Consider the following 19,174-nt stretch of genomic DNA (forward strand, 5'->3'; position numbering starts at 1 on the left):
TTCCTTGAAAGCCTGCCCCAGATCTTGCCAGACTAGCCTCCGGCTTTAGTCACCTTGAGATCAGGTCGCTGAATCGGTGGTTTAAAAGAACAATTGGAGCATTACAGATGACGGCATCCGGATTTAAAAAAGCTGGCAAGACACTTCTCGCTCTCTCCTTGATGGGCGTGATGGCTGGGGCAGCTCAAGCTGCGGACAAGGTTCTGCACATTTACAACTGGTCCGATTACATCGCACCCGACACCGTTAAAAAATTCGAAGACCAAACCGGTATCAAGGTGGTCTACGACGTGTTCGACAGCAACGAGACCCTTGAGGCCAAGCTGCTGGCGGGCAAGTCCGGCTACGACATCGTCGTGCCGTCCAACAATTTCCTGGCCAAGCAGATCAAGGCCGGGGTTTACCAGGAGCTGGACCGTTCCAAGCTCCCTGACTGGAAAAACCTCGATCCTGCGTTGCTCAAGGCCGTTGGCGATGCCAGCGACAAAGACAACAAACATGCGTTCCCCTACATGTGGGGCACCATCGGTATTGGCTACAACCCTGAGAAGGTCAAGGCTGCCCTGGGCGTCGACACCATCGATTCCTGGGACGTGCTGTTCAAGCCAGAGAACGCTGCCAAGCTCAAGAGCTGCGGCATAAGCTTCCTCGATTCGCCGACCGAAATGATCCCGGCCGCCCTGCACTACCTGGGCTACCCGACCGATTCCCAAGACAAGAAGCAACTGGCTGAAGCCGAAGCGCTGTTCTTGAAAATTCGTCCTTCGGTTGGCTACTTCCACTCCTCCAAGTACATCTCCGACCTTGCCAACGGCAACATCTGCGTCGCAGTGGGTTACTCGGGTGACCTGGAGCAGTCCATCTCCCGCGCCAAAGAAGCCGGTGACAAGGTCAAGCTCAAGTACGTGATTCCTAAAGAAGGTGCTGGCAGCTTCTACGACATGGTCGCCATTCCCAAGGATGCCGAAAACGTTGACGCCGCTTACGCCTGGATGAACTTCCTGATGCAGCCAGAAATCATGGCCGAGATCACCAACAGCGTGCGCTTCCCGAACGGTAACAAGGCTGCAACGCCGCTGGTGAATAAAGACATCTCTGGCGACCCGAGCATTTATCCGTCCGATGAAGTGAAAGCCAAGCTGTACGCCATCAGCGATCTGCCGCCTACAACGTTGCGTTTGCTGACGCGCAGCTGGACCAAGATCAAGTCCGGTAAATAACCAAGCGCTGTGTAGTCGCTGCCGAAGGCTGCGAAGGGTTGCGTAGCAACCCGTTGTCCCAAAGGCCCCGCGATCCCCTCGCAGCCTGAAGCAGCGGCTACAGAATCTTGGATAAACGGATACAAATCAGGGCTTTACGGTAATTAATCGCGGAAAACTTTGCTGTGTCGGTTTATCGAGGGTAAGTTGCGCGCCGGTTTTGTCTTTGGCGGTTCGACTGCCGTGTGACGCGGGCAACTCAGGCCCACCTATTTAGAGGACCATCACGTGTCTATATCTTTGTTTCGCAAGACCTTGTTGGTCGGGGCCGGTTTGACGCTCGCCGTCAGCGTGCAAGCGGCACCTACGGTGCATATTTACAACTGGTCGGACTACATCGCGCCGAACACGCTGGCTGATTTTGAGGCCGCTACCGGCATCAAGCCCGTGTATGACGTCTTCGATTCCAACGAAACCCTGGAAGGCAAACTGCTGGCCGGGCGGACCGGTTATGACGTGGTCGTTCCGTCTAACCACTTCCTGGGCAAGCAGATCAAGGCGGGTGCGTTCCAGAAGCTCGACCTGTCGCAACTGCCGAACTATTCCAATCTCGACCCGGCCTTGCTCAAGCGTCTTCAGGCCAATGATCCGGGTAACCACTATGCCGTGCCGTATCTGTGGGGCACCAATGGCATTGGTTACAACGTCGACAAAGTAAAAGAAGTACTGGGCGTCGACAGCATCGACTCCTGGGATGTGGTGTTTAAACCCGAGAACATGGAAAAGCTCTCCAAGTGCGGCGTGGCTTTCCTGGATTCGGCGGATGAAATGCTGCCTACCGTACTCAACTACCTGGGCCTGGATGCCAACAGCACCAACCCCAAGGACTACAAGAAAGCTGAAGAAACACTGATGTCGGTGCGTCCATACGTCACCTACTTCCACTCTTCCAAATACATTTCCGACCTGGCCAACGGCAACATCTGTGTTGCGATCGGTTTTTCCGGTGATGTATTCCAGGCCAAGGCCCGTGCCGAGGATGCCAAGAAAGGCGTGAACATCGCCTATATCGTGCCCAAGGAAGGCGGCGCCCTGTGGTTTGACATGCTGGCCATTCCCAAGGACTCCGGCAACGTCAAGGAGGCCCACACGTTCATCAACTACTTGCTCAAGCCTGAAGTGATTGCTCAGGTCAGCGACTATGTCGGTTACGCCAACCCAAACCCTGCGGCCGACAAAGTGATGGATGAGTCCATTCGTACCGATGAAGCGGTTTACCCGACCCAGGCGGTGCTGGACAAGACTTACGTATCAATCGAGCTGCCCGCGAAAATACAGCGTCTGATGACGCGTACGTGGACCAAGGTCAAGACGGGCAAGTAATCTCGCAAGACCACCTATCCAAGGCCCGATCATCTAGGTCGGGCTGCTAAATTTGTTGGGAGTTTCGTAATGGCTGTTGCCTCCGGCGCCTATAAGAAAGCCCTCGAGGGCGACCAGACACCTAAAAAGGTGTTGGTCAAAATCGACCGGGTCACGAAAAAATTCGACGAGACGATTGCCGTGGACGATGTGTCCCTGGAAATCAACAAGGGCGAAATCTTCGCCCTGCTCGGCGGATCGGGATCGGGCAAATCGACTTTGCTGCGCATGCTCGCCGGTTTCGAGCGCCCAACAGAGGGCCGTATTTTCCTCGACGGTGTAGACATCACTGACATGCCGCCCTACGAGCGGCCGATCAACATGATGTTCCAGTCCTATGCCCTGTTCCCGCATATGACCGTGGCCCAAAACATCGCCTTCGGCCTCAAGCAGGACAAAATGTCCAGTGCCGAGATCGATGCCCGCGTGGGCGAAATGCTCAAGCTGGTCCACATGAGCCAGTACGCCAAGCGCAAGCCCCATCAGTTGTCCGGTGGTCAGCGTCAGCGTGTGGCCCTGGCCCGTTCGCTGGCCAAGCGTCCGAAACTGCTGCTGCTCGATGAGCCGATGGGCGCACTGGACAAAAAACTGCGTTCGCAGATGCAGCTTGAACTGGTGGAAATCATCGAGCGCGTCGGCGTGACCTGCGTCATGGTGACCCACGATCAGGAAGAGGCCATGACCATGGCCCAGCGAATCGCGATCATGCACCTGGGCTGGATCGCCCAGATCGGCAGCCCGATCGATATTTACGAAACACCGGTCAGCCGTCTGGTGTGCGAGTTCATCGGTAACGTCAACCTGTTCGACGGTGAAGTGGTCGACGACGCTGAAGGCTATGCGCGCATCAAGTGCCCGGAGCTGGAGAACGACATTTACGTCGGTCACGGCGTCAGCACTTCGGTGGAAGACAAACACACCACCTACGCCATCCGCCCGGAAAAAATGCTCGTCACCACCGAAAAACCGGCCTGTGAGTACAACTGGTCGCGGGGCAAGGTGCACGACATCGCCTACCTGGGTGGTCACTCGGTGTTTTACGTCGAATTGCCGAGCGGCAAGCTGGTGCAGTCCTTTGTGGCCAACGCCGAACGCCGTGGCGCGCGCCCTACCTGGGACGACGAAGTCTACGTGTGGTGGGAAGACGACAGCGGCGTGGTACTGCGCTCATGAACATGCGGAAGCTCAAACGCCGACTGCAACGAATAACCCCCGGTGGCCGTCATGTGGTCATCGGGATTCCATTCCTGTGGCTGTTTCTGTTTTTCATGCTGCCGTTCTTCATCGTCTTGAAGATCAGTTTTGCCGAAGCTGATGTCGCGATTCCGCCGTATACCGAGATCTACAGCTACGTTGACCAGAAAATTCAGCTGCTGCTGAACCTGGGCAACTACGCCATGCTGGGCGACGACGAGCTGTACATCGCCGCCTACCTGGGCTCGCTGAAGATGGCCTTTTTCAGCACGGCGTTGTGCCTGCTGATCGGTTATCCAATGGCCTATGCCATCGCCAATGCGCGCAAAGAGATGCAGACCGTGCTGGTGCTGCTGATCATGATGCCGACCTGGACCGCGATCCTGATCCGGGTGTATGCCTGGATGGGCATCCTCAGCAACAACGGCCTGCTCAATGGTTTCCTGATGTCGATGGGCTGGATCAGCGAACCGCTGCAGATCCTCAACACCAACATCGCGGTGTACATCGGCATCGTCTATTCGTACCTGCCGTTCATGATCCTGCCGCTGTACGCCAACCTTGTGAAGCACGACACCAGCCTGCTGGAAGCCGCGTCTGACCTGGGTTCGAGCACGTTCAACAGCTTCTGGAAAATCACGGTCCCGTTGTCGAAAAACGGCATCATCGCCGGCTGCATGCTGGTGTTTATCCCGGTGGTGGGCGAGTTCGTGATTCCGGAACTGCTCGGCGGTCCGGAAACCCTGATGATCGGTAAAGTGTTGTGGCAAGAGTTCTTCAACAACCGTGACTGGCCGGTGGCGTCTGCGCTTGCCGTGGTCATGCTGGCGATCCTGATCGTGCCCATCATTCTGTTCAACCGCAGCCAGGCTAAAGAGCTGGAGGGCAAGATATGAATCGCTTCCGTTTTTCTAGCTTCATGTTGGTCGCGGGGTTGTTGTTCATCTACCTGCCGATGCTGATCCTGGTGATCTACTCGTTCAACGCCTCCAAGCTGGTGACGGTGTGGGGCGGCTGGTCGCTGAAGTGGTACGTGGGCCTGCTGGACAACACGCAATTGATGGGCTCGGTGATGCGCTCGCTGGAAATCGCCCTGTACACGGCGATTGCTGCGGTGGCACTGGGTACGTTGGCAGCATTCGTGCTGACCCGTATCAGTCGCTTCAAGGGCCGTACGTTATTTGGCGGCCTGGTGACGGCGCCGCTGGTGATGCCTGAGGTGATCACCGGTCTGTCGCTGTTGCTGCTGTTCGTGGCCATGGCGCAGATGATCGGCTGGCCGCAGGAACGTGGCCTGGTCACCATCTGGATCGCCCACACTACGTTCTGCTCGGCCTATGTGGCGGTGGTGGTGTCGTCGCGTCTGCGTGAGCTGGACCTGTCGATCGAGGAAGCGGCGATGGACCTGGGTGCCAAGCCGTGGAAGGTGTTCTTTCTGATCACCATCCCGATGATCGCGCCATCGCTGGCCGCAGGCGCCATGATGTCCTTCGCCCTGTCGCTGGACGACCTGGTACTGGCCAGCTTCGTGTCGGGGCCGGGTTCCACGACCTTGCCGATGGAAGTGTTCTCGGCGGTGCGCCTGGGGGTCAAACCCGAGATCAACGCCGTGGCCAGCCTGATCCTGCTGGCGGTATCGCTGGTGACCTTCATGGTGTGGTTCTTCAGCCGTCGTGCTGAAGAGCACCGCAAAAAGGCCATTCAGCAAGCCATCGACGAATCGGCGGCAGAGTCCTGGAAGCAACCTGATGTGCGTCGTGCACAGTCGACAAACGCGGTTTAAGCCCGCGTCATAAAAAAACCTCGCCTCCTGTGACAGGGTGGCGAGGTTTTTTTATGGGCCAGGGTCAGGGTTTTTGATCCTCCTAAGGCTTGGCCACCATCCAGGCTCCGTCCATTTTGCCGTCACCGGTGGCGTCGCCAGCCTTTTTGTCCATGACAAAGGTATACAGCGGCTTGCCGTCATAGGCCCACTGCATGGTGCCGTCATCACGCTTGATCATGGTCCATTTGCCCATGTCTTTGTGGTCGCCACTGACCATCAGAGGTGGCCAGTTAGCCGCGCACTTGTCATTGCACATGGATTTACCGCCCGCATCCTTGGCGAAGGTGTAGAGCGTCATACCGTTGTGGTCGACAAGCATGCCATCCTTGGTCATCGCCGGATCAGCCGCAAATGCCAGACTTGGCAAGGTAAAGGCTGCAGCTAACAGCAATGTCTTTAGGGAAAACGAGCTAGAAGTCATCGGAATCGTCCTGTTTGTGGTTGTACGATTTGCACTCAAAGCGTAGTTCACTAACCGCTAGCGCGCGTTCCAACCCCAAAGCTGTCACACGACTGCAATAATTCCGTTATCTAATGCGCCACAAGACAGTTAAATGACACGAGGATTACGGCATGGTTGGCAGGAGCATTTTGATCGTTGATGACGAGGCGCCGATTCGCGAGATGATCGCCGTGGCCTTGGAAATGGCGGGCTACGACTGCCTTGAAGCCGATAATGCTCAGGACGCCCACGCCATCATCGTGGACCGCAAGCCGGACCTTATCCTGCTCGACTGGATGCTGCCTGGTGGCACCTCGGGGATCGAACTGGCCCGACGTCTCAAGCGTGAAGAGCTGACCAGCGATATTCCGATCATCATGCTCACGGCCAAGGGCGAAGAAGACAACAAGATCCAGGGGCTCGAAGTGGGCGCTGATGACTACATCACCAAACCATTTTCCCCCCGTGAACTGGTTGCCCGCCTCAAGGCCGTGCTGCGCCGTGCAGGCCCTGCCGATGCCGAGTCCCCTATCGAGATTGGCGGCTTGCTGCTCGATCCCATCAGCCACCGCGTGACCATCGACGGCACCCCCGCCGAAATGGGCCCTACCGAATACCGCCTGCTGCAGTTCTTCATGACTCACCAGGAACGTGCTTACACCCGCGGCCAATTGCTCGACCAGGTCTGGGGCGGCAACGTGTACGTGGAGGAGCGCACCGTGGACGTGCACATCCGCCGCCTGCGCAAAGCCCTCGGTGAGGCTTATGAAAATCTGGTACAAACCGTGCGTGGCACCGGTTACCGGTTTTCGACCAAGGCCTGATCCCGGCTTTATCTGATCCAACGGCAAGCAAGGACCCGCGCGACGTGAATCAAAACTGGCATGGCACTCTGATTCGTCATTTGTTGCTTCTGGTCGCCGGCTGCCTGGTGGTCGGGCTGCTCAGTGGCTATTACGGCTGGAGCCTGGCCATTGGCCTGGCGTTCTATCTGGGCTGGACCCTCAAGCAGTTGTTGCGTTTGCACGAATGGCTGCGCCAGCACAAACCCGACGAAGCCCCCCCTGATGGCTACGGCCTGTGGGGCGAAGTGTTCGACAGCATCTACCATCTGCAACGCCGCGATCAGCGTGTGCGCGGGCGTCTGCAAGCGGTGATCGATCGGGTACAAGAGTCTACGGCCGCCCTGCAGGACGCCGTGGTGATGCTCGACAGCGATGGCAATCTGGAATGGTGGAACCGCGCGGCAGAGACCCTGCTGGGGCTCAAGACGCCCCAGGACAGCGGCCAGCCTGTGAGCAATCTGGTGCGTCACCCGCGCTTCAAGGAGTATTTCGAGCAGGGCAATTACGTTGAGCCGCTGGATATCCCTTCACCGGTCAACGACCACCTGCGCATCCAGCTTTACATCACGCGCTATGGCAACAACGAACACCTGATGCTGGTGCGCGACGTGACGCGGATTCATCAACTGGAGCAAATGCGCAAAGACTTTATCGCCAACGTATCCCACGAACTGCGTACGCCGTTGACGGTGATCTGCGGCTATCTGGAAACCCTGCTCGATAATGTCGAAGACGTGAACCCGCGCTGGAAACGGCCCTTGTCGCAAATGCAGCAACAGGGCGAGCGCATGCAGACCCTGCTCAACGACTTGCTGCTGCTGGCCAAGCTCGAAGCCACGGACTACCCCTCGGACAACCAGCCGGTGGCCGTCGACCTGTTGCTGCGTTCGATCAAAAGCGACGCCCAGGCGTTGTCCGGGCAGCGCAACCAGACGATTACCCTGGACGTCGAAGCCGATAGTGCCCTCAAAGGCAGTGAAGCCGAATTGCGCAGCGCGTTTTCCAATCTGGTCTTTAACGCGGTCAAATACACCCCCGATGGTGGCAGCGTGCGCATTCGCTGGTGGGCGGACAGCAGCGGAGCGCACCTGAGCGTGCAGGACTCGGGCGTGGGCATCGACAACAAGCACTTGTCGCGCCTGACCGAACGCTTCTACCGCGTGGACTCCAGCCGTAACGCCAGCACTGGCGGCACCGGGTTGGGGCTGGCCATCGTCAAACATGTCTTGTTGCGCCATCGTGCGCGCCTGGAGATCAGCAGTGTGTTGGGCCACGGCAGCACCTTCACCTGCCATTTCGCGCCGACCCAAGTGACAAAATCATCGCCCGGGACGCTGATCGACTAGGCCCTGCGGCCTTTGCCCACTAGGCAAGGGCCACATCAGCCGTTACATTGTTTGGCCATATCTCCCCATTTGTAACGACGGAACCCGTAAAACTCCATCATGGACCCTTCCCCTGGCTTGACCCTCGCGACACTCTTCGCCGACTTCGGCATGATTCTTTTTGCTCTGATCCTGGTTTTGCTCAACGGTTTTTTCGTTGCGGCCGAATTCGCCATGGTCAAATTGCGCTCGACCCGGGTCGAAGCGATTGCCGAGGACAACGGCTGGCGCGGACAGATCCTGCGCACCGTTCATAACCAGCTCGACGCCTACCTTTCGGCTTGCCAACTGGGTATCACCCTGGCATCGCTGGGTCTGGGCTGGGTCGGTGAGCCGGCGTTCGCCCACATACTGGAGCCGCTGCTGGGCGCCGTCGGTGTCGAATCGCCTGAAGTGATCAAGGGCGTATCGTTCTTTACCGCCTTCTTCATCATTTCGTACCTGCACATCGTGGTCGGTGAACTGGCCCCTAAATCCTGGGCCATTCGCAAGCCAGAGACCCTGTCGCTGTGGACCGCCGTGCCGCTGTACCTCTTTTACTGGGCCATGTACCCGGCGATCTACCTGCTCAACGCCAGCGCCAACGCCATTTTGCGCATTGCTGGCCAAGGTGAGCCCGGTGCCCATCACGATCACGCCTACAGCCGCGAAGAACTCAAACTGATCCTGCACTCCAGCCGCGGTCAGGACCCGAGTGACCAGGGCATGCGTGTACTGGCTTCGGCGGTGGAAATGGGTGAACTGGAAGTGGTCGACTGGGCCAACTCCCGGGAAGACCTCGTGACCCTGGACTCCAAGGCCCCGCTCAAGGAAATCCTGGCGCTGTTCCGTCGTCACAAATTCAGCCGCTACCCGGTCTATGACGCAGACACCAATACCTTCGTCGGTTTGCTGCACATCAAGGACCTGCTGCTCGAACTGGCTGATCTTGATCACTTGCCCGAGACCTTCAACCTTGAAGAGCTGACCCGGCCGCTGGAACGCGTGTCGCGCCACATGCCGCTGTCGCAATTGCTGGAGCAATTCCGCAAGGGCGGTGCTCACTTTGCCCTGGTTGAAGAAGCGGACGGCAAGGTGGTGGGCTACCTGACCATGGAAGACGTGCTGGAAGTACTGGTCGGCGATATCCAGGACGAGCACCGCAAGGCCGAGCGCGGCATCCTGTCTTATCAGCCCGGCAAGCTGCTGGTACGTGGCGACACGCCGTTGTTCAAGATCGAACGCCTGTTGGGTGTGGACCTTGACCACATTGAAGCCGAGACCATTGCAGGCCTGATCTACGACACCCTCAAGCGGGTGCCCGAAGAAGAAGAACAGCTGGAAGTTGAAGGCCTGCGCATCATCATCAAAAAGATGAAAGGCCCGAAAATCGTCCTGGCTAAAGTCCTGAAGATGGATTAAAGCCCGATCCCACGCCATCTGTGGGAGCGGGCTTGCTCGCGATGCAAGCGCCGCGGTTTATCAGAATGACCGCGTTGATCCAATCGCGAGCAAGCCCGCTCCCACCAAAGTCCCCCTCCCTCCCTCCCTCCCTCCGTCTGTAAGAACTTTTACCAGCGAAAGCTGGTTGAAAGGATTCCCCTCTAGCATCGAGTCATTACCGGCAACAGACCGGTTGGCCTGCCACGCGAACAACACGCGGTCAGCGCCCTACTACAACAATAATGGTGACTTTTATGCTGACCTTCCTTGGCTTTGCCATGGTCATTACATTTATGTACCTGATCATGACCAAGCGTCTTTCCGCCCTGATCGCCCTGATTCTGGTTCCCATCCTGTTTGCCGTGTTTGGCGGTTTTGCGCCAAAAATCGGCCCGATGATGCTCGAAGGCATCACCAAGCTTGCCCCGACCGGGGTGATGCTGATGTTCGCCATCCTCTACTTTGCCCTGATGATCGACTCCGGCCTGTTTGACCCGGCAGTGCGCAAGATCCTCAAGCTGGTCAAGGGCGACCCGCTCAAGATCTCGGTGGGCACTGCGGTACTGGCCCTGGTGGTTTCTCTGGACGGTGACGGCGCGACCACTTACATGATTTGCGTGGCCGCCATGCTGCCGCTCTACAGCCGCATCGGCATGAGCCCGCGGATCATGGCCGGCCTGATCATTCTGGCCGGTGGCGTGATGAACATGACGCCCTGGGGTGGCCCGACCGCCCGGGCGGCCAGCGCCCTGCATGTCGACCCTTCGGACATTTTTGTACCGATGATCCCGGCAATGCTCGCAGGCTGCGCAGCGATCCTGGTGATTGCCTGGTTCTACGGCAAGCGTGAGCGTGCGCGTCTGGGTGAACTGCACCTGCATGGCGATGAAATCGACCACAGCGAAATCAGCGTCTCGCAATACCCGGATGCCCGTCGGCCAAAACTGATCTGGTTCAACGGTGCCCTGACCCTGGCGCTGATGGTTGCCCTGATCGGCGGTTTGCTGCCTCTGCCTGTCCTGTTCATGGTCGCGTTCAGCATCGCGATGATCGTTAACTACCCGTGCCTGCAACAGCAAAAAGACCGCGTTGCGGCCCATGCTGGCAGCGTACTCGCGGTGGTGGGACTGATTTTTGCGGCGGGTATTTTTACCGGAATCCTGTCGGGCACCGGCATGGTCGACGCCATGTCCAAAAGCCTGCTGGCGGTGATCCCGCCTGCGCTGGGGCCTTATCTGGCCGTGATTACCGCACTGGTGAGCATGCCGTTTACCTTCTTCATGTCCAACGATGCGTTCTACTACGGCGTACTGCCGGTACTGGCCGAAGCCGCCAGCCACTACGGCATCACTGCTGCTGAAATGGCCCGTGCTTCGATTGTTGGCCAGCCTGTGCATTTGCTGAGCCCATTGGTGCCATCGACTTACCTGCTGGTGGCGCTGGCCGGTATCGAGTTCGGCGATCACCAGCGCTTCACCCTCAAGTGGGCCATCCTGGTGTGCCTGGTCATCATGGTTGCGGCGCTGCTGCTGGGGACGTTCCCGCTGTTCAGCACGCTTTAACCCCCTCCGGTGTGGGAGCGGGCTTGCTCGCGATGCAAGCGACGCGGTGTTTGAGTTAAACCGTGTCGAAGCCATCGCGAGCAAGCCAGCTCCCACAATGCCATCATCGTCTCCAAGTGTTTCAACCTTCCCCCCGCTATGCGATGCTGGCGCTCTGCTCAATTGCCGACTACATCTTAAGAAACATCTGTAGGAACGGCCCGCAGCTATCTGATCCTTAGACACATCTATTACAGGGAGCCAGCATGCTGACCCTGCTCAATTTGCTTTCTGCTGTTGCCTTGCTGATCTGGGGCACTCACATCGTCCGAACCGGCATTTTGCGGGTCTACGGCACCAACCTGCGTCATGTCATCGGGCAAAACGTCTCCAGACGCATGTTCGCCTTTGTCGCCGGGATTGTGGTCACGGCCATGGTGCAGAGCAGCAACGCCACGGCCATGCTGGTCACTTCATTCGTCGGCCAGGGGCTGATGGCCCTGACTCCCGCGCTGGCGACCATGCTTGGGGCCGATGTCGGCACGGCCTTGATGGCCCGGGTGCTGACCTTCGACCTCTCGTGGTTGTCGCCGCTGTTGATTTTTCTGGGTGTGATTTTCTTTCTGACACGCAAGCAAACCCGCGCCGGGCAACTGGGCCGGGTGGGAATTGGTTTGGGCCTGATCATTCTGGCGCTGCAACTGATCGTCGAAGCGGCTGCGCCCATCACCCACGCCCAGGGTGTGAAGGTGATCTTTGCCTCGCTGACCGGCGATATCCTGCTGGATGCCCTGGTCGGTGCCCTTTTCGCGATGGTCTCCTACTCAAGCCTGGCGGCCGTACTGTTGACCGCAACACTGGCCGGCGCAGGCGTGATCAGCCTGCACGTGGCAATCGGCCTGGTGATTGGTGCCAACATTGGCAGCGGTGTGCTGGCCTTTCTCAGCACCAACATGCAAAACGCCGCCGGGCGTCAGGTGGCATTGGGCAGCCTGCTGTACAAGCTCATCGGCCTGCTGCTGATCATGCCCGTGCTCAACCCGCTGGTGGCCTGGATGGACAGCCTGAGCTATAGCGCCCAGGAGCTGGTCATCGGTTTTCACCTGCTCTACAACACCGTTCGCTGCTTCTTGATGCTGCCCACCGTGGGCGTGATGGCGCGAATTTGTGCCTGGCTATTGCCCGAGCGCGCGCAAGCGAACGGCGTGGTCAAGCCGCGCCACCTCGACCCGGCAGCCCTCGATACGCCGAGCCTGGCCCTTACCAACGCCGTGCGCGAAACCCTGCGCATTGGCGACCTGATCGACACCATGTTGGTCAATATGCTCGACGTTCTGCGCGGCAAGCAAACCGCTGTCACCCAGGAAATGCGTACCCTGAGTGATGAAGTCGAGGTGCTCTACAGCGCGGTCAAACTGTACCTGGCACAGATGCCCCGGGAGGACTTGAGCGAACAGGACAGTCGGCGCTGGGCAGAGATCATCGAACTGGCGATTAACCTCAAACTCGCCAGCGATGTGATCGAACGCATGCTGCGCAAAGTCCAGCAGCAGAAAACCTCCCAGCGCCGATCGTTTTCAGAAACAGGGCTGGAGGAGCTGGTGGGCTTGCAAACCCAACTGATCGAAAACCTGCGGCTGGGGCTGACCGTGTTTCTGAGTTCAGACCCGCAAAGCGCCCGCCAACTGCTGCGCGAGAAGCGCCGCTTCCGCGCTCAGGAACGGCGACTGGCCCACGCCCACGTGAGTCGTTTGCAGCGCAAGGTCACGCAAAGTATCGAGACCAGCTCGATGCACCTGGAGCTGATCGCTGACATGAAACGCTTGAACTCGCTGTTTTGCGGCAGTGCCTACGTGGTCCTTGAAACCTCTGAAACCGGCGCGCTGGAGCTGGAAGACGCAGCGGACACGCAACATTTCCCTTGAACGTTGTAGGTCGGGGTGTTGTCAGCCGGTATGCAGCGACTAAGCTGCACCGGCTCAAGGACTCGAGAATTCAGGGATTTTTTATGCGTTGCCTGCTGTTTATCTGTTTACTGCTTGGCGCGACTCAGGGCTTTGCCCTCGATCGTTACAGCGTCGAGGGTTATCAACTCCCCAACGGTCTGCAACTCATCCTCAAGCCCGGTAATGATCGCGGGCACGTGGCGATTCGGCTGGTGGTGGGCGTAGGGCTGGATGACTTTTCATGCGCCGATCAGCAATTGCCGCACCTGCTGGAGCATCTGCTTTTCAGCGGCACCGATGACACCGGAGAAGGCGGGCTGGAGGAGCGCATGCAGGCGCTGGGTGGCGAGTGGAACGCCTTTACCAGTCACGCCGACACCACATTCGTGATCGAGGCCCCGGCTAAAAATCAGCGCAAAATCCTCGACCTGCTCCTGGGGTTGCTGACCCGCACGCAACTCACCGAGCAACGTATCAGCGATGCCAAGCAAGTGGTTGAGCGTGAAGACGGTGGCCATTATTCGCACTTGCAGCGTTGGCTGGATCGCCAGGATCTGGGCCACAGCGCGAGTAATCAACTGGCGGTCGAACTGGGGCTCAAATGCGCTGAGCGGGCCGAAGTGCATGACCTTACGCGCCAACAGCTGGAGGCCGTGCGCCAGAACTGGTACGCGCCCAACAACATGACGCTGATTATCGTGGGTGATCTGGACCGGTTGCTGCCGGCCTATCTGGAGCGCACCTACGGCGCCCTTGAACCGGTTGAGCCCAGCGAGCACAGGCCCCTGGCCGCGATCGATGCCAAGGCCCAGGCTGAGCGTGAACTGGTGCGCGGGGTGGTGGGTGACACCGCGACCTTGCACTGGCTGTTGCCGGAGCCGGTGATCGAGGGGCAGTCCGATGAAACCTGGAGCTTGCTGCGCGATTATCTGGAGTGGGCGCTGTACAGCGAGCTGCGGCTCAAGCACGGGTTGTCCTACGGGCCCTGGGCTGAGCGCGAAGTATTTGGCGGCGTGAGTTTTTTGAGCCTGAATGCGGATCTTGAGCGTGAAAATGTACCTCAAGCGCGGCAGGTGATTGAGCAACTCAAGGCCCGGCTTCTCAAGGACGGCCTGGACCCGCAGGTGTTTGCCCGGCTCAAGAACGCCGCCATTGCCCGCCAGGCGTGGGCGGTGCAAGGCAACAGCGCGCTGGCCGATTACTATTGGGCCTCACTGGGTGACTACGATGAGGGGCACTTCGCCGATCCGGCCAAGCAGCTACAGGCCATCAGCCTTGAGCAAGCCAATACGGCTCTTCGCGAGTTGCTTGCAGAGCCGGGTTATATCCGCATCGAGAAGCCATTGTTCGGTTATCACAGCTTGAGCATGGCCATTCTGGGTGCGCTGGCGTTGCTGATTATCCTCGCGGTGAGCTGGCGTGCATGGCGTCGACGTTAAGCGGTCATTTGCGCCACTGCGAAACTCTTTGATACCGTAAAATCATTGCCAATTCGCGGCTGGTTGATCCAGCCGCCAGCGTGCGGAGTATTCATCGTGAGTGATCGTTCCAATCCTTGGCAATTGCAGGCCATCGTCTGCCAACTGCGCGCGGCGCGAAATCAGTGGCGCACGCAAAACGGGCGGGTCAGTGGTGAGCAGGGTGGGCGCGAGCTGCCTTCGCGTGCCGCAATGGCCGATATCCTCGAGGCCCTGTGCGGTGCGTTGTTCCCCATGCGTCTGGGCCCGGTGGACCTGCGTGAGGAAAGTGAAGACTTCTACGTTGGCCACACGCTCGATGTTGCGCTCAACGCGCTGTTGACCCAGGCCCGGCTGGAACTGCGCTACGCGGCCCGCCAGGGCGGCCTGCCCGATGAGGGCGTGGATGCGACCGCGACCTTGCTGATTCAGGACTTTGCCCTGGCCTTGCCGGGCTTGCGCAGCATTCTGGATACCGACGTATTGGCGGCGTACCACGGTGATCCGGCGGCACGTAGCGTGGACGAAGTGCTGTTGTGCTATCCAGGGATTCTGGCGGTGATTCATCACCGGCTGGCCCATCACCTGTATCGCGCCGGGTTGCCTTTGCTGGCGCGGATCAGCGCAGAAATTGCGCACTCGGCCACCGGCATTGATATACACCCCGGCGCGCAGATCGGGCCGAGTTTCTTCATCGATCACGGGACAGGTGTTGTGATCGGAGAAACCGCGATCATCGGCGAGCGTGTGAGGATCTACCAGGCCGTGACCCTTGGGGCCAAGCGTTTCCCGGCAGATGAATCGGGGCAACTGCAAAAAGGTCATCCACGCCATCCGATCGTTGAGGATGATGTGGTGATCTACGCGGGTGCGACGATTCTGGGGCGTATCACCATTGGTCAGGGATCAACCATTGGCGGCAACGTGTGGCTTACCCGCAGCGTACCGGCGGGCAGTAACCTGACCCAGGCCAACTTGCTGCACGATGACGGGACGCAGAAGTAAGATCGGGTGACACCTTGCCCCTCACCACGCCTCTTCCGAGGGCGAAACGTGGTGAGGGGTTCTTGATTTAGCGAGCGTTGCGCACGCCTTCGGCCAGTGCTGCGCACAGGCTCAGTACACCATCCACCGCCTGTTCAGGGGTCGCTGCATTTTCGATCTTGTCGATCAATGCCGAGCCGACCACCACGCCATCGGCCAGTCGTGCAATCGCTGCCGCCTGTTCAGGGGTGCGAATGCCAAAGCCCACGCTGATTGGCAGGTCGGTATGGCGACGCAGGCGCTCGATGGCCGCGCTCACCTGTTCAGTGGTAGCTGAACCTGCTCCGGTCACGCCTGCCACCGATACGTAGTACACAAAGCCCGAGCTGCCAGCCAGTACGGTCGGCAAGCGCCCGTCGTCAGTGGTCGGCGTGGTCAGGCGGATAAAGTCGATGCCTGCGGCCTGCGCGGGGTCGCACAGCTCGCTGTTGTGCTCGGGTGGCATGTCGACCACGATCAGGCCGTCTACGCCTGCCGCAACGGCGTCGGCAATGAACGCGGGCACACCGTAATGATGGATCGGGTTGTAGTAACCCATCAGCACCAGCGGCGTGTCGCTGTTGCCTTCACGGAACTCGCGAACCATCTGCAGGGTTTTTGCCAGGTTTTGCTTGGCGCCCAGTGCACGGATATTGGCCAGCTGAATCGCTGGGCCATCGGCCATCGGGTCGGTGAAGGGCATGCCCAGCTCGATCACGTCGGCGCCCGCCGCAGGCAAGCCCTTGAGGATCGCCAGCGAGGTGGCGTAATCCGGGTCACCTGCCGTGACAAAGGTCACCAGGGCCGCGCGGTTTTGTTCCTTGAGTTCGGTAAAGCGCGTTTGCAGGCGGCTCATCAGTGTTGCTCCTGTTGAGACTGTTCCATGTGGTGCATCACGGTTTGCATGTCCTTGTCGCCTCGCCCCGAAAGGTTGACCACCATCAGGTGATCGGCCGGCAGGGTCGGTGCGCGCTTGAATACTTCAGCCAGGGCGTGGGCGCTTTCAAGGGCCGGGATGATGCCTTCAAGGCGGCAGCACTTGTGGAAGGCATCCAGGGCTTCGTCGTCCGTCACCGAGGTGTATTCGACGCGACGGATGTCGTGCAACCAGGCGTGCTCAGGGCCGATGCCAGGGTAGTCGAGACCGGCGGAAATGGAGTGGGCGTCGATGATCTGGCCATCGTCGTCCTGCAGCAGGAAGGTGCGGTTGCCGTGCAGCACGCCCGGTTCGCCGCCGTTGAGGCTGGCCGCGTGTTTGCCGGTTTCGATGCCGTAACCCGCCGCTTCCACGCCGATGATTTCAACGCTGGTGTCATCCAGGAACGGATGGAACAGGCCCATCGCGTTGGAACCGCCGCCGATGCATGCCACCAGGCTGTCCGGCAGGCGGCCTTCCTGGGCTTGCATCTGGTCGCGGGTTTCCTTGCCGATCACGGCCTGGAAGTCGCGCACCATCGCCGGATACGGGTGTGGGCCCGCCACGGTGCCGATCAGGTAGAAGGTGCTGTCAACGTTCGTCACCCAGTCGCGCAGGGCTTCGTTCATGGCGTCTTTGAGGGTGCCGGTGCCCGCTACAACCGGGATCACTTCAGCGCCCAGCAGTTTCATGCGGAACACGTTTGCCTGCTGGCGCTCGATGTCGGTGGTGCCCATGTAGATCACGCACTGCAGACCAAAGCGGGCCGCCACGGTGGCGGTGGCCACACCGTGCATCCCGGCGCCGGTCTCGGCGATGATGCGTTTTTTGCCCATGCGCCGCGCCAGCAGGATCTGGCCGATGCAGTTGTTGATCTTGTGCGCGCCAGTGTGGTTCAGCTCTTCGCGCTTGAGGTAAATCTTGGCGCCGCCACAGAACTCGGTGAGCCGCTCGGCGAAGTACAGCGGGCTTGGGCGGCCCACGTAGTCGCGCTGGAAGTAGGCCAGTTCCTTGATGAACTCAGGGTCTTTTTTGGCCAGCTCGTACTCGCGATCCAGATCAAGGATCAGCGGCATCAGGGTCTCGGCTACGTAACGGCCGCCGAATGAGCCAAACATGCCATTGGCGTCAGGGCCGGTACGTAAAGTGGATTGAGTCATGTGACGCTCCAGATAAAAAGTTACGAAGGTCGATGGGCCAGACTTTACCCGCGACAGCCCGGGATGAAAACCGATAAGATCGCCACAACATGTCAGGAAAACTCACAGATACCATGAGTCGAGATCTCCCGCCCCTGAATGCCCTGCGCGCATTCGAAGCCGCCGCCCGCCTGAGCAGTGTCAGCCAGGCCGCCGAGCAGTTGAACGTCACCCACGGCGCTGTCAGTCGACAGTTGAAAGTGCTTGAAGAGCACTTGGGCGTGAGCCTGTTCGTAAAGGAAGGCCGCGGCCTGAAGCTCACTGATGCCGGAATTCGCCTGCGTGACGCCAGCAGCGAGGCGTTCGATCGCTTGCGTAATCTGTGCGCAGAACTCACGCAAAGCCAGGTCAATGCCCCTTTTGTGCTCGGTTGCTCGGGCAGTTTGCTGGCGCGCTGGTTTATTCCGCGCCTGGGTCGATTGAATGCCGATTTACCGGATTTGCGCTTGCACCTGTCCGCCGGTGAGGGTGATCTGGACCCCCGCCGTCCCGGGCTGGACGCCTTGCTGGTGTTTGCCGAGCCACCGTGGCCCGCCGATATGCAGGTGTATGAGTTGGCCAGCGAGCGTATTGGCCCGGTGGTCAGCCCGCGCTATGTCCGTTATGCGCAACTGTGTGGTGCGCCCGCCAGCGCCTTGCTCGATGAATCATTGCTGCACACCACCTCGCGGCCCCAGGCATGGCCAAGCTGGGCACAGCAGAACGCCATCGAGGCGAAGGATTTGAAATACGGGCAGGGGTTTGAGCACTTGTATTACTTGCTTGAAGCCGCCGTTGCGGGGCTGGGTGTGGCGATCGCTCCTGAGCCGCTGGTGGCGCAGGACCTGCAAGCCGGACGTCTGGCTGCGCCCTGGGGCTTCAATGAAACCCCGGCGCAGCTGACGTTATGGTTGCCCAAGCGCGCCGCAGACGGGCGCGCCGGGCAACTGGCGCAATGGCTCAAGGCTGAGCTTGCGCGCAGCGCAGATTAGTTGCCGCGCTTGCACAACAGGAAAGCAGCCAGCAGACCCAGCGCGCCGATGGCAACGCCCGCGGTGGCGTACGGATGCTCCTGGGCGTACTCACGGGTAGCGATCGCGGTTTCGCGAGTCTTGTCTTTCACTTCTTCGTAGGCGTCGCTGAGCAGATGGCGCGAATGCTTGAGTGCGTTTTCGGCATTATTCTTGAGGATGCCAAGGGTCTTTTTGGACTCGTCTGAAGCGTCGTGCTTGAGGCTTTCCAGAGACTTGAGCAGGCTCTCGATCTCTGCTTCCATGCTTTGCAATGAGGCTTTACGTAGGGAATTGCTAGCCATTAGGGCTCTCCTGCATTGATGAGTGAGGTGCTTGTTAAGTCCGACTACAGAGATTTCAGAAAGT

Annotated in this window: 17 protein-coding genes; 13 read left to right on the plus strand and 4 right to left on the minus strand. The window is 59.2% G+C overall.

Going from position 1 to position 19,174, the window contains the following annotated elements:
- Nucleotides 1-107 precede the first annotated feature (107 nt).
- From AACY07_RS12470 to AACY07_RS12490, 5 genes are all read left to right on the plus strand, one after another.
- Nucleotides 108-1,220: a polyamine ABC transporter substrate-binding protein gene (locus AACY07_RS12470; protein ID WP_019828588.1), complete on the plus strand. Its 1,113-nt coding sequence runs from the start codon at nt 108-110 to the stop codon at nt 1,218-1,220.
- Between the two features lie 267 nt (nt 1,221-1,487).
- Complete coding sequence (locus tag AACY07_RS12475; RefSeq protein WP_219261988.1) at nt 1,488-2,582, plus strand: polyamine ABC transporter substrate-binding protein; 1,095 nt, start codon at nt 1,488-1,490, stop codon at nt 2,580-2,582.
- Nucleotides 2,583-2,651: 69 nt separating this feature from the next.
- Nucleotides 2,652-3,794 carry a polyamine ABC transporter ATP-binding protein gene (gene potA / locus AACY07_RS12480; protein WP_339475013.1) on the plus strand — a complete coding sequence of 381 codons (1,143 nt, stop codon included), beginning with the start codon at nt 2,652-2,654 and terminating at the stop codon, nt 3,792-3,794.
- Nucleotides 3,791-4,711: an ABC transporter permease subunit gene (locus tag AACY07_RS12485; RefSeq protein WP_133074980.1), complete on the plus strand. Its 921-nt coding sequence runs from the start codon at nt 3,791-3,793 to the stop codon at nt 4,709-4,711. The genes potA and AACY07_RS12485 overlap by 4 nt, the downstream gene beginning before the upstream one ends.
- The gene (locus AACY07_RS12490; RefSeq protein WP_339475014.1) at nt 4,708-5,598 is read left to right on the plus strand and encodes an ABC transporter permease subunit; all 891 of its coding nucleotides are present in this window, start codon (nt 4,708-4,710) and stop codon (nt 5,596-5,598) included. The genes AACY07_RS12485 and AACY07_RS12490 overlap by 4 nt, the downstream gene beginning before the upstream one ends.
- A gap of 82 nt (nt 5,599-5,680) precedes the next feature.
- On the opposite strand, the gene AACY07_RS12495 is transcribed toward AACY07_RS12490, so the two are convergent.
- Entirely contained in the window at nt 5,681-6,061 is a 381-nt protein-coding gene (locus AACY07_RS12495; protein ID WP_133074982.1) for a COG4315 family predicted lipoprotein, read from the minus strand.
- 152 nt (nt 6,062-6,213) lie between these two features.
- On the opposite strand from AACY07_RS12495, the gene phoB reads away from it, so the two are divergent.
- The 7 genes from phoB (at nt 6,214) to epsC (ending at nt 15,683) form a co-directional block, all read left to right on the plus strand.
- Nucleotides 6,214-6,906: a phosphate regulon transcriptional regulator PhoB gene (phoB, locus tag AACY07_RS12500; protein ID WP_016782809.1), complete on the plus strand. Its 693-nt coding sequence runs from the start codon at nt 6,214-6,216 to the stop codon at nt 6,904-6,906.
- Nucleotides 6,907-6,950: 44 nt separating this feature from the next.
- Nucleotides 6,951-8,273, plus strand: a complete 1,323-nt coding sequence (gene phoR / locus AACY07_RS12505; RefSeq protein WP_339475017.1) for a phosphate regulon sensor histidine kinase PhoR — start codon at nt 6,951-6,953, stop codon at nt 8,271-8,273.
- Nucleotides 8,274-8,372: 99 nt separating this feature from the next.
- Nucleotides 8,373-9,713: a hemolysin family protein gene (locus AACY07_RS12510; protein WP_219261989.1), complete on the plus strand. Its 1,341-nt coding sequence runs from the start codon at nt 8,373-8,375 to the stop codon at nt 9,711-9,713.
- Between the two features lie 275 nt (nt 9,714-9,988).
- The gene (locus tag AACY07_RS12515) at nt 9,989-11,296 is read left to right on the plus strand and encodes a CitMHS family transporter (protein WP_339475019.1); all 1,308 of its coding nucleotides are present in this window, start codon (nt 9,989-9,991) and stop codon (nt 11,294-11,296) included.
- 245 nt (nt 11,297-11,541) lie between these two features.
- Nucleotides 11,542-13,200: a Na/Pi cotransporter family protein gene (locus AACY07_RS12520; protein ID WP_339475020.1), complete on the plus strand. Its 1,659-nt coding sequence runs from the start codon at nt 11,542-11,544 to the stop codon at nt 13,198-13,200.
- An 83-nt stretch (nt 13,201-13,283) separates the two neighbouring features.
- Nucleotides 13,284-14,660 carry a M16 family metallopeptidase gene (locus AACY07_RS12525; RefSeq protein WP_339475021.1) on the plus strand — a complete coding sequence of 459 codons (1,377 nt, stop codon included), beginning with the start codon at nt 13,284-13,286 and terminating at the stop codon, nt 14,658-14,660.
- A gap of 96 nt (nt 14,661-14,756) precedes the next feature.
- Entirely contained in the window at nt 14,757-15,683 is a 927-nt protein-coding gene (epsC, locus tag AACY07_RS12530) for a serine O-acetyltransferase EpsC (protein ID WP_133074988.1), read from the plus strand.
- A gap of 67 nt (nt 15,684-15,750) precedes the next feature.
- Here the strand turns inward: epsC and trpA are convergent, their stop codons facing one another.
- Both trpA and trpB read right to left on the minus strand, forming a co-directional pair.
- Complete coding sequence (gene trpA / locus AACY07_RS12535) at nt 15,751-16,557, minus strand: tryptophan synthase subunit alpha (RefSeq protein WP_339475023.1); 807 nt, start codon at nt 16,555-16,557, stop codon at nt 15,751-15,753.
- Complete coding sequence (trpB, locus tag AACY07_RS12540) at nt 16,557-17,777, minus strand: tryptophan synthase subunit beta (protein ID WP_326427653.1); 1,221 nt, start codon at nt 17,775-17,777, stop codon at nt 16,557-16,559. The genes trpA and trpB overlap by 1 nt, the downstream gene beginning before the upstream one ends.
- Nucleotides 17,778-17,890: 113 nt before the next feature.
- Here trpB and AACY07_RS12545 point away from each other — a divergent pair, with 113 nt between their 5' ends.
- Nucleotides 17,891-18,787 carry a LysR family transcriptional regulator gene (locus AACY07_RS12545; protein WP_339475025.1) on the plus strand — a complete coding sequence of 299 codons (897 nt, stop codon included), beginning with the start codon at nt 17,891-17,893 and terminating at the stop codon, nt 18,785-18,787.
- Here the strand turns inward: AACY07_RS12545 and AACY07_RS12550 are convergent.
- On the minus strand, nt 18,784-19,110 hold the full coding sequence (locus AACY07_RS12550; RefSeq protein ID WP_133074992.1) for a DUF883 family protein: 327 nt from the start codon (nt 19,108-19,110) through the stop codon (nt 18,784-18,786). The genes AACY07_RS12545 and AACY07_RS12550 overlap by 4 nt on opposite strands.
- Nucleotides 19,111-19,174: the final 64 nt, after the last annotated feature.

Source organism: Pseudomonas sp. RL_5y_Pfl2_69 (assembly GCF_963970465.1).
Taxonomy (GTDB): Bacteria; Pseudomonadota; Gammaproteobacteria; order Pseudomonadales; family Pseudomonadaceae; genus Aquipseudomonas.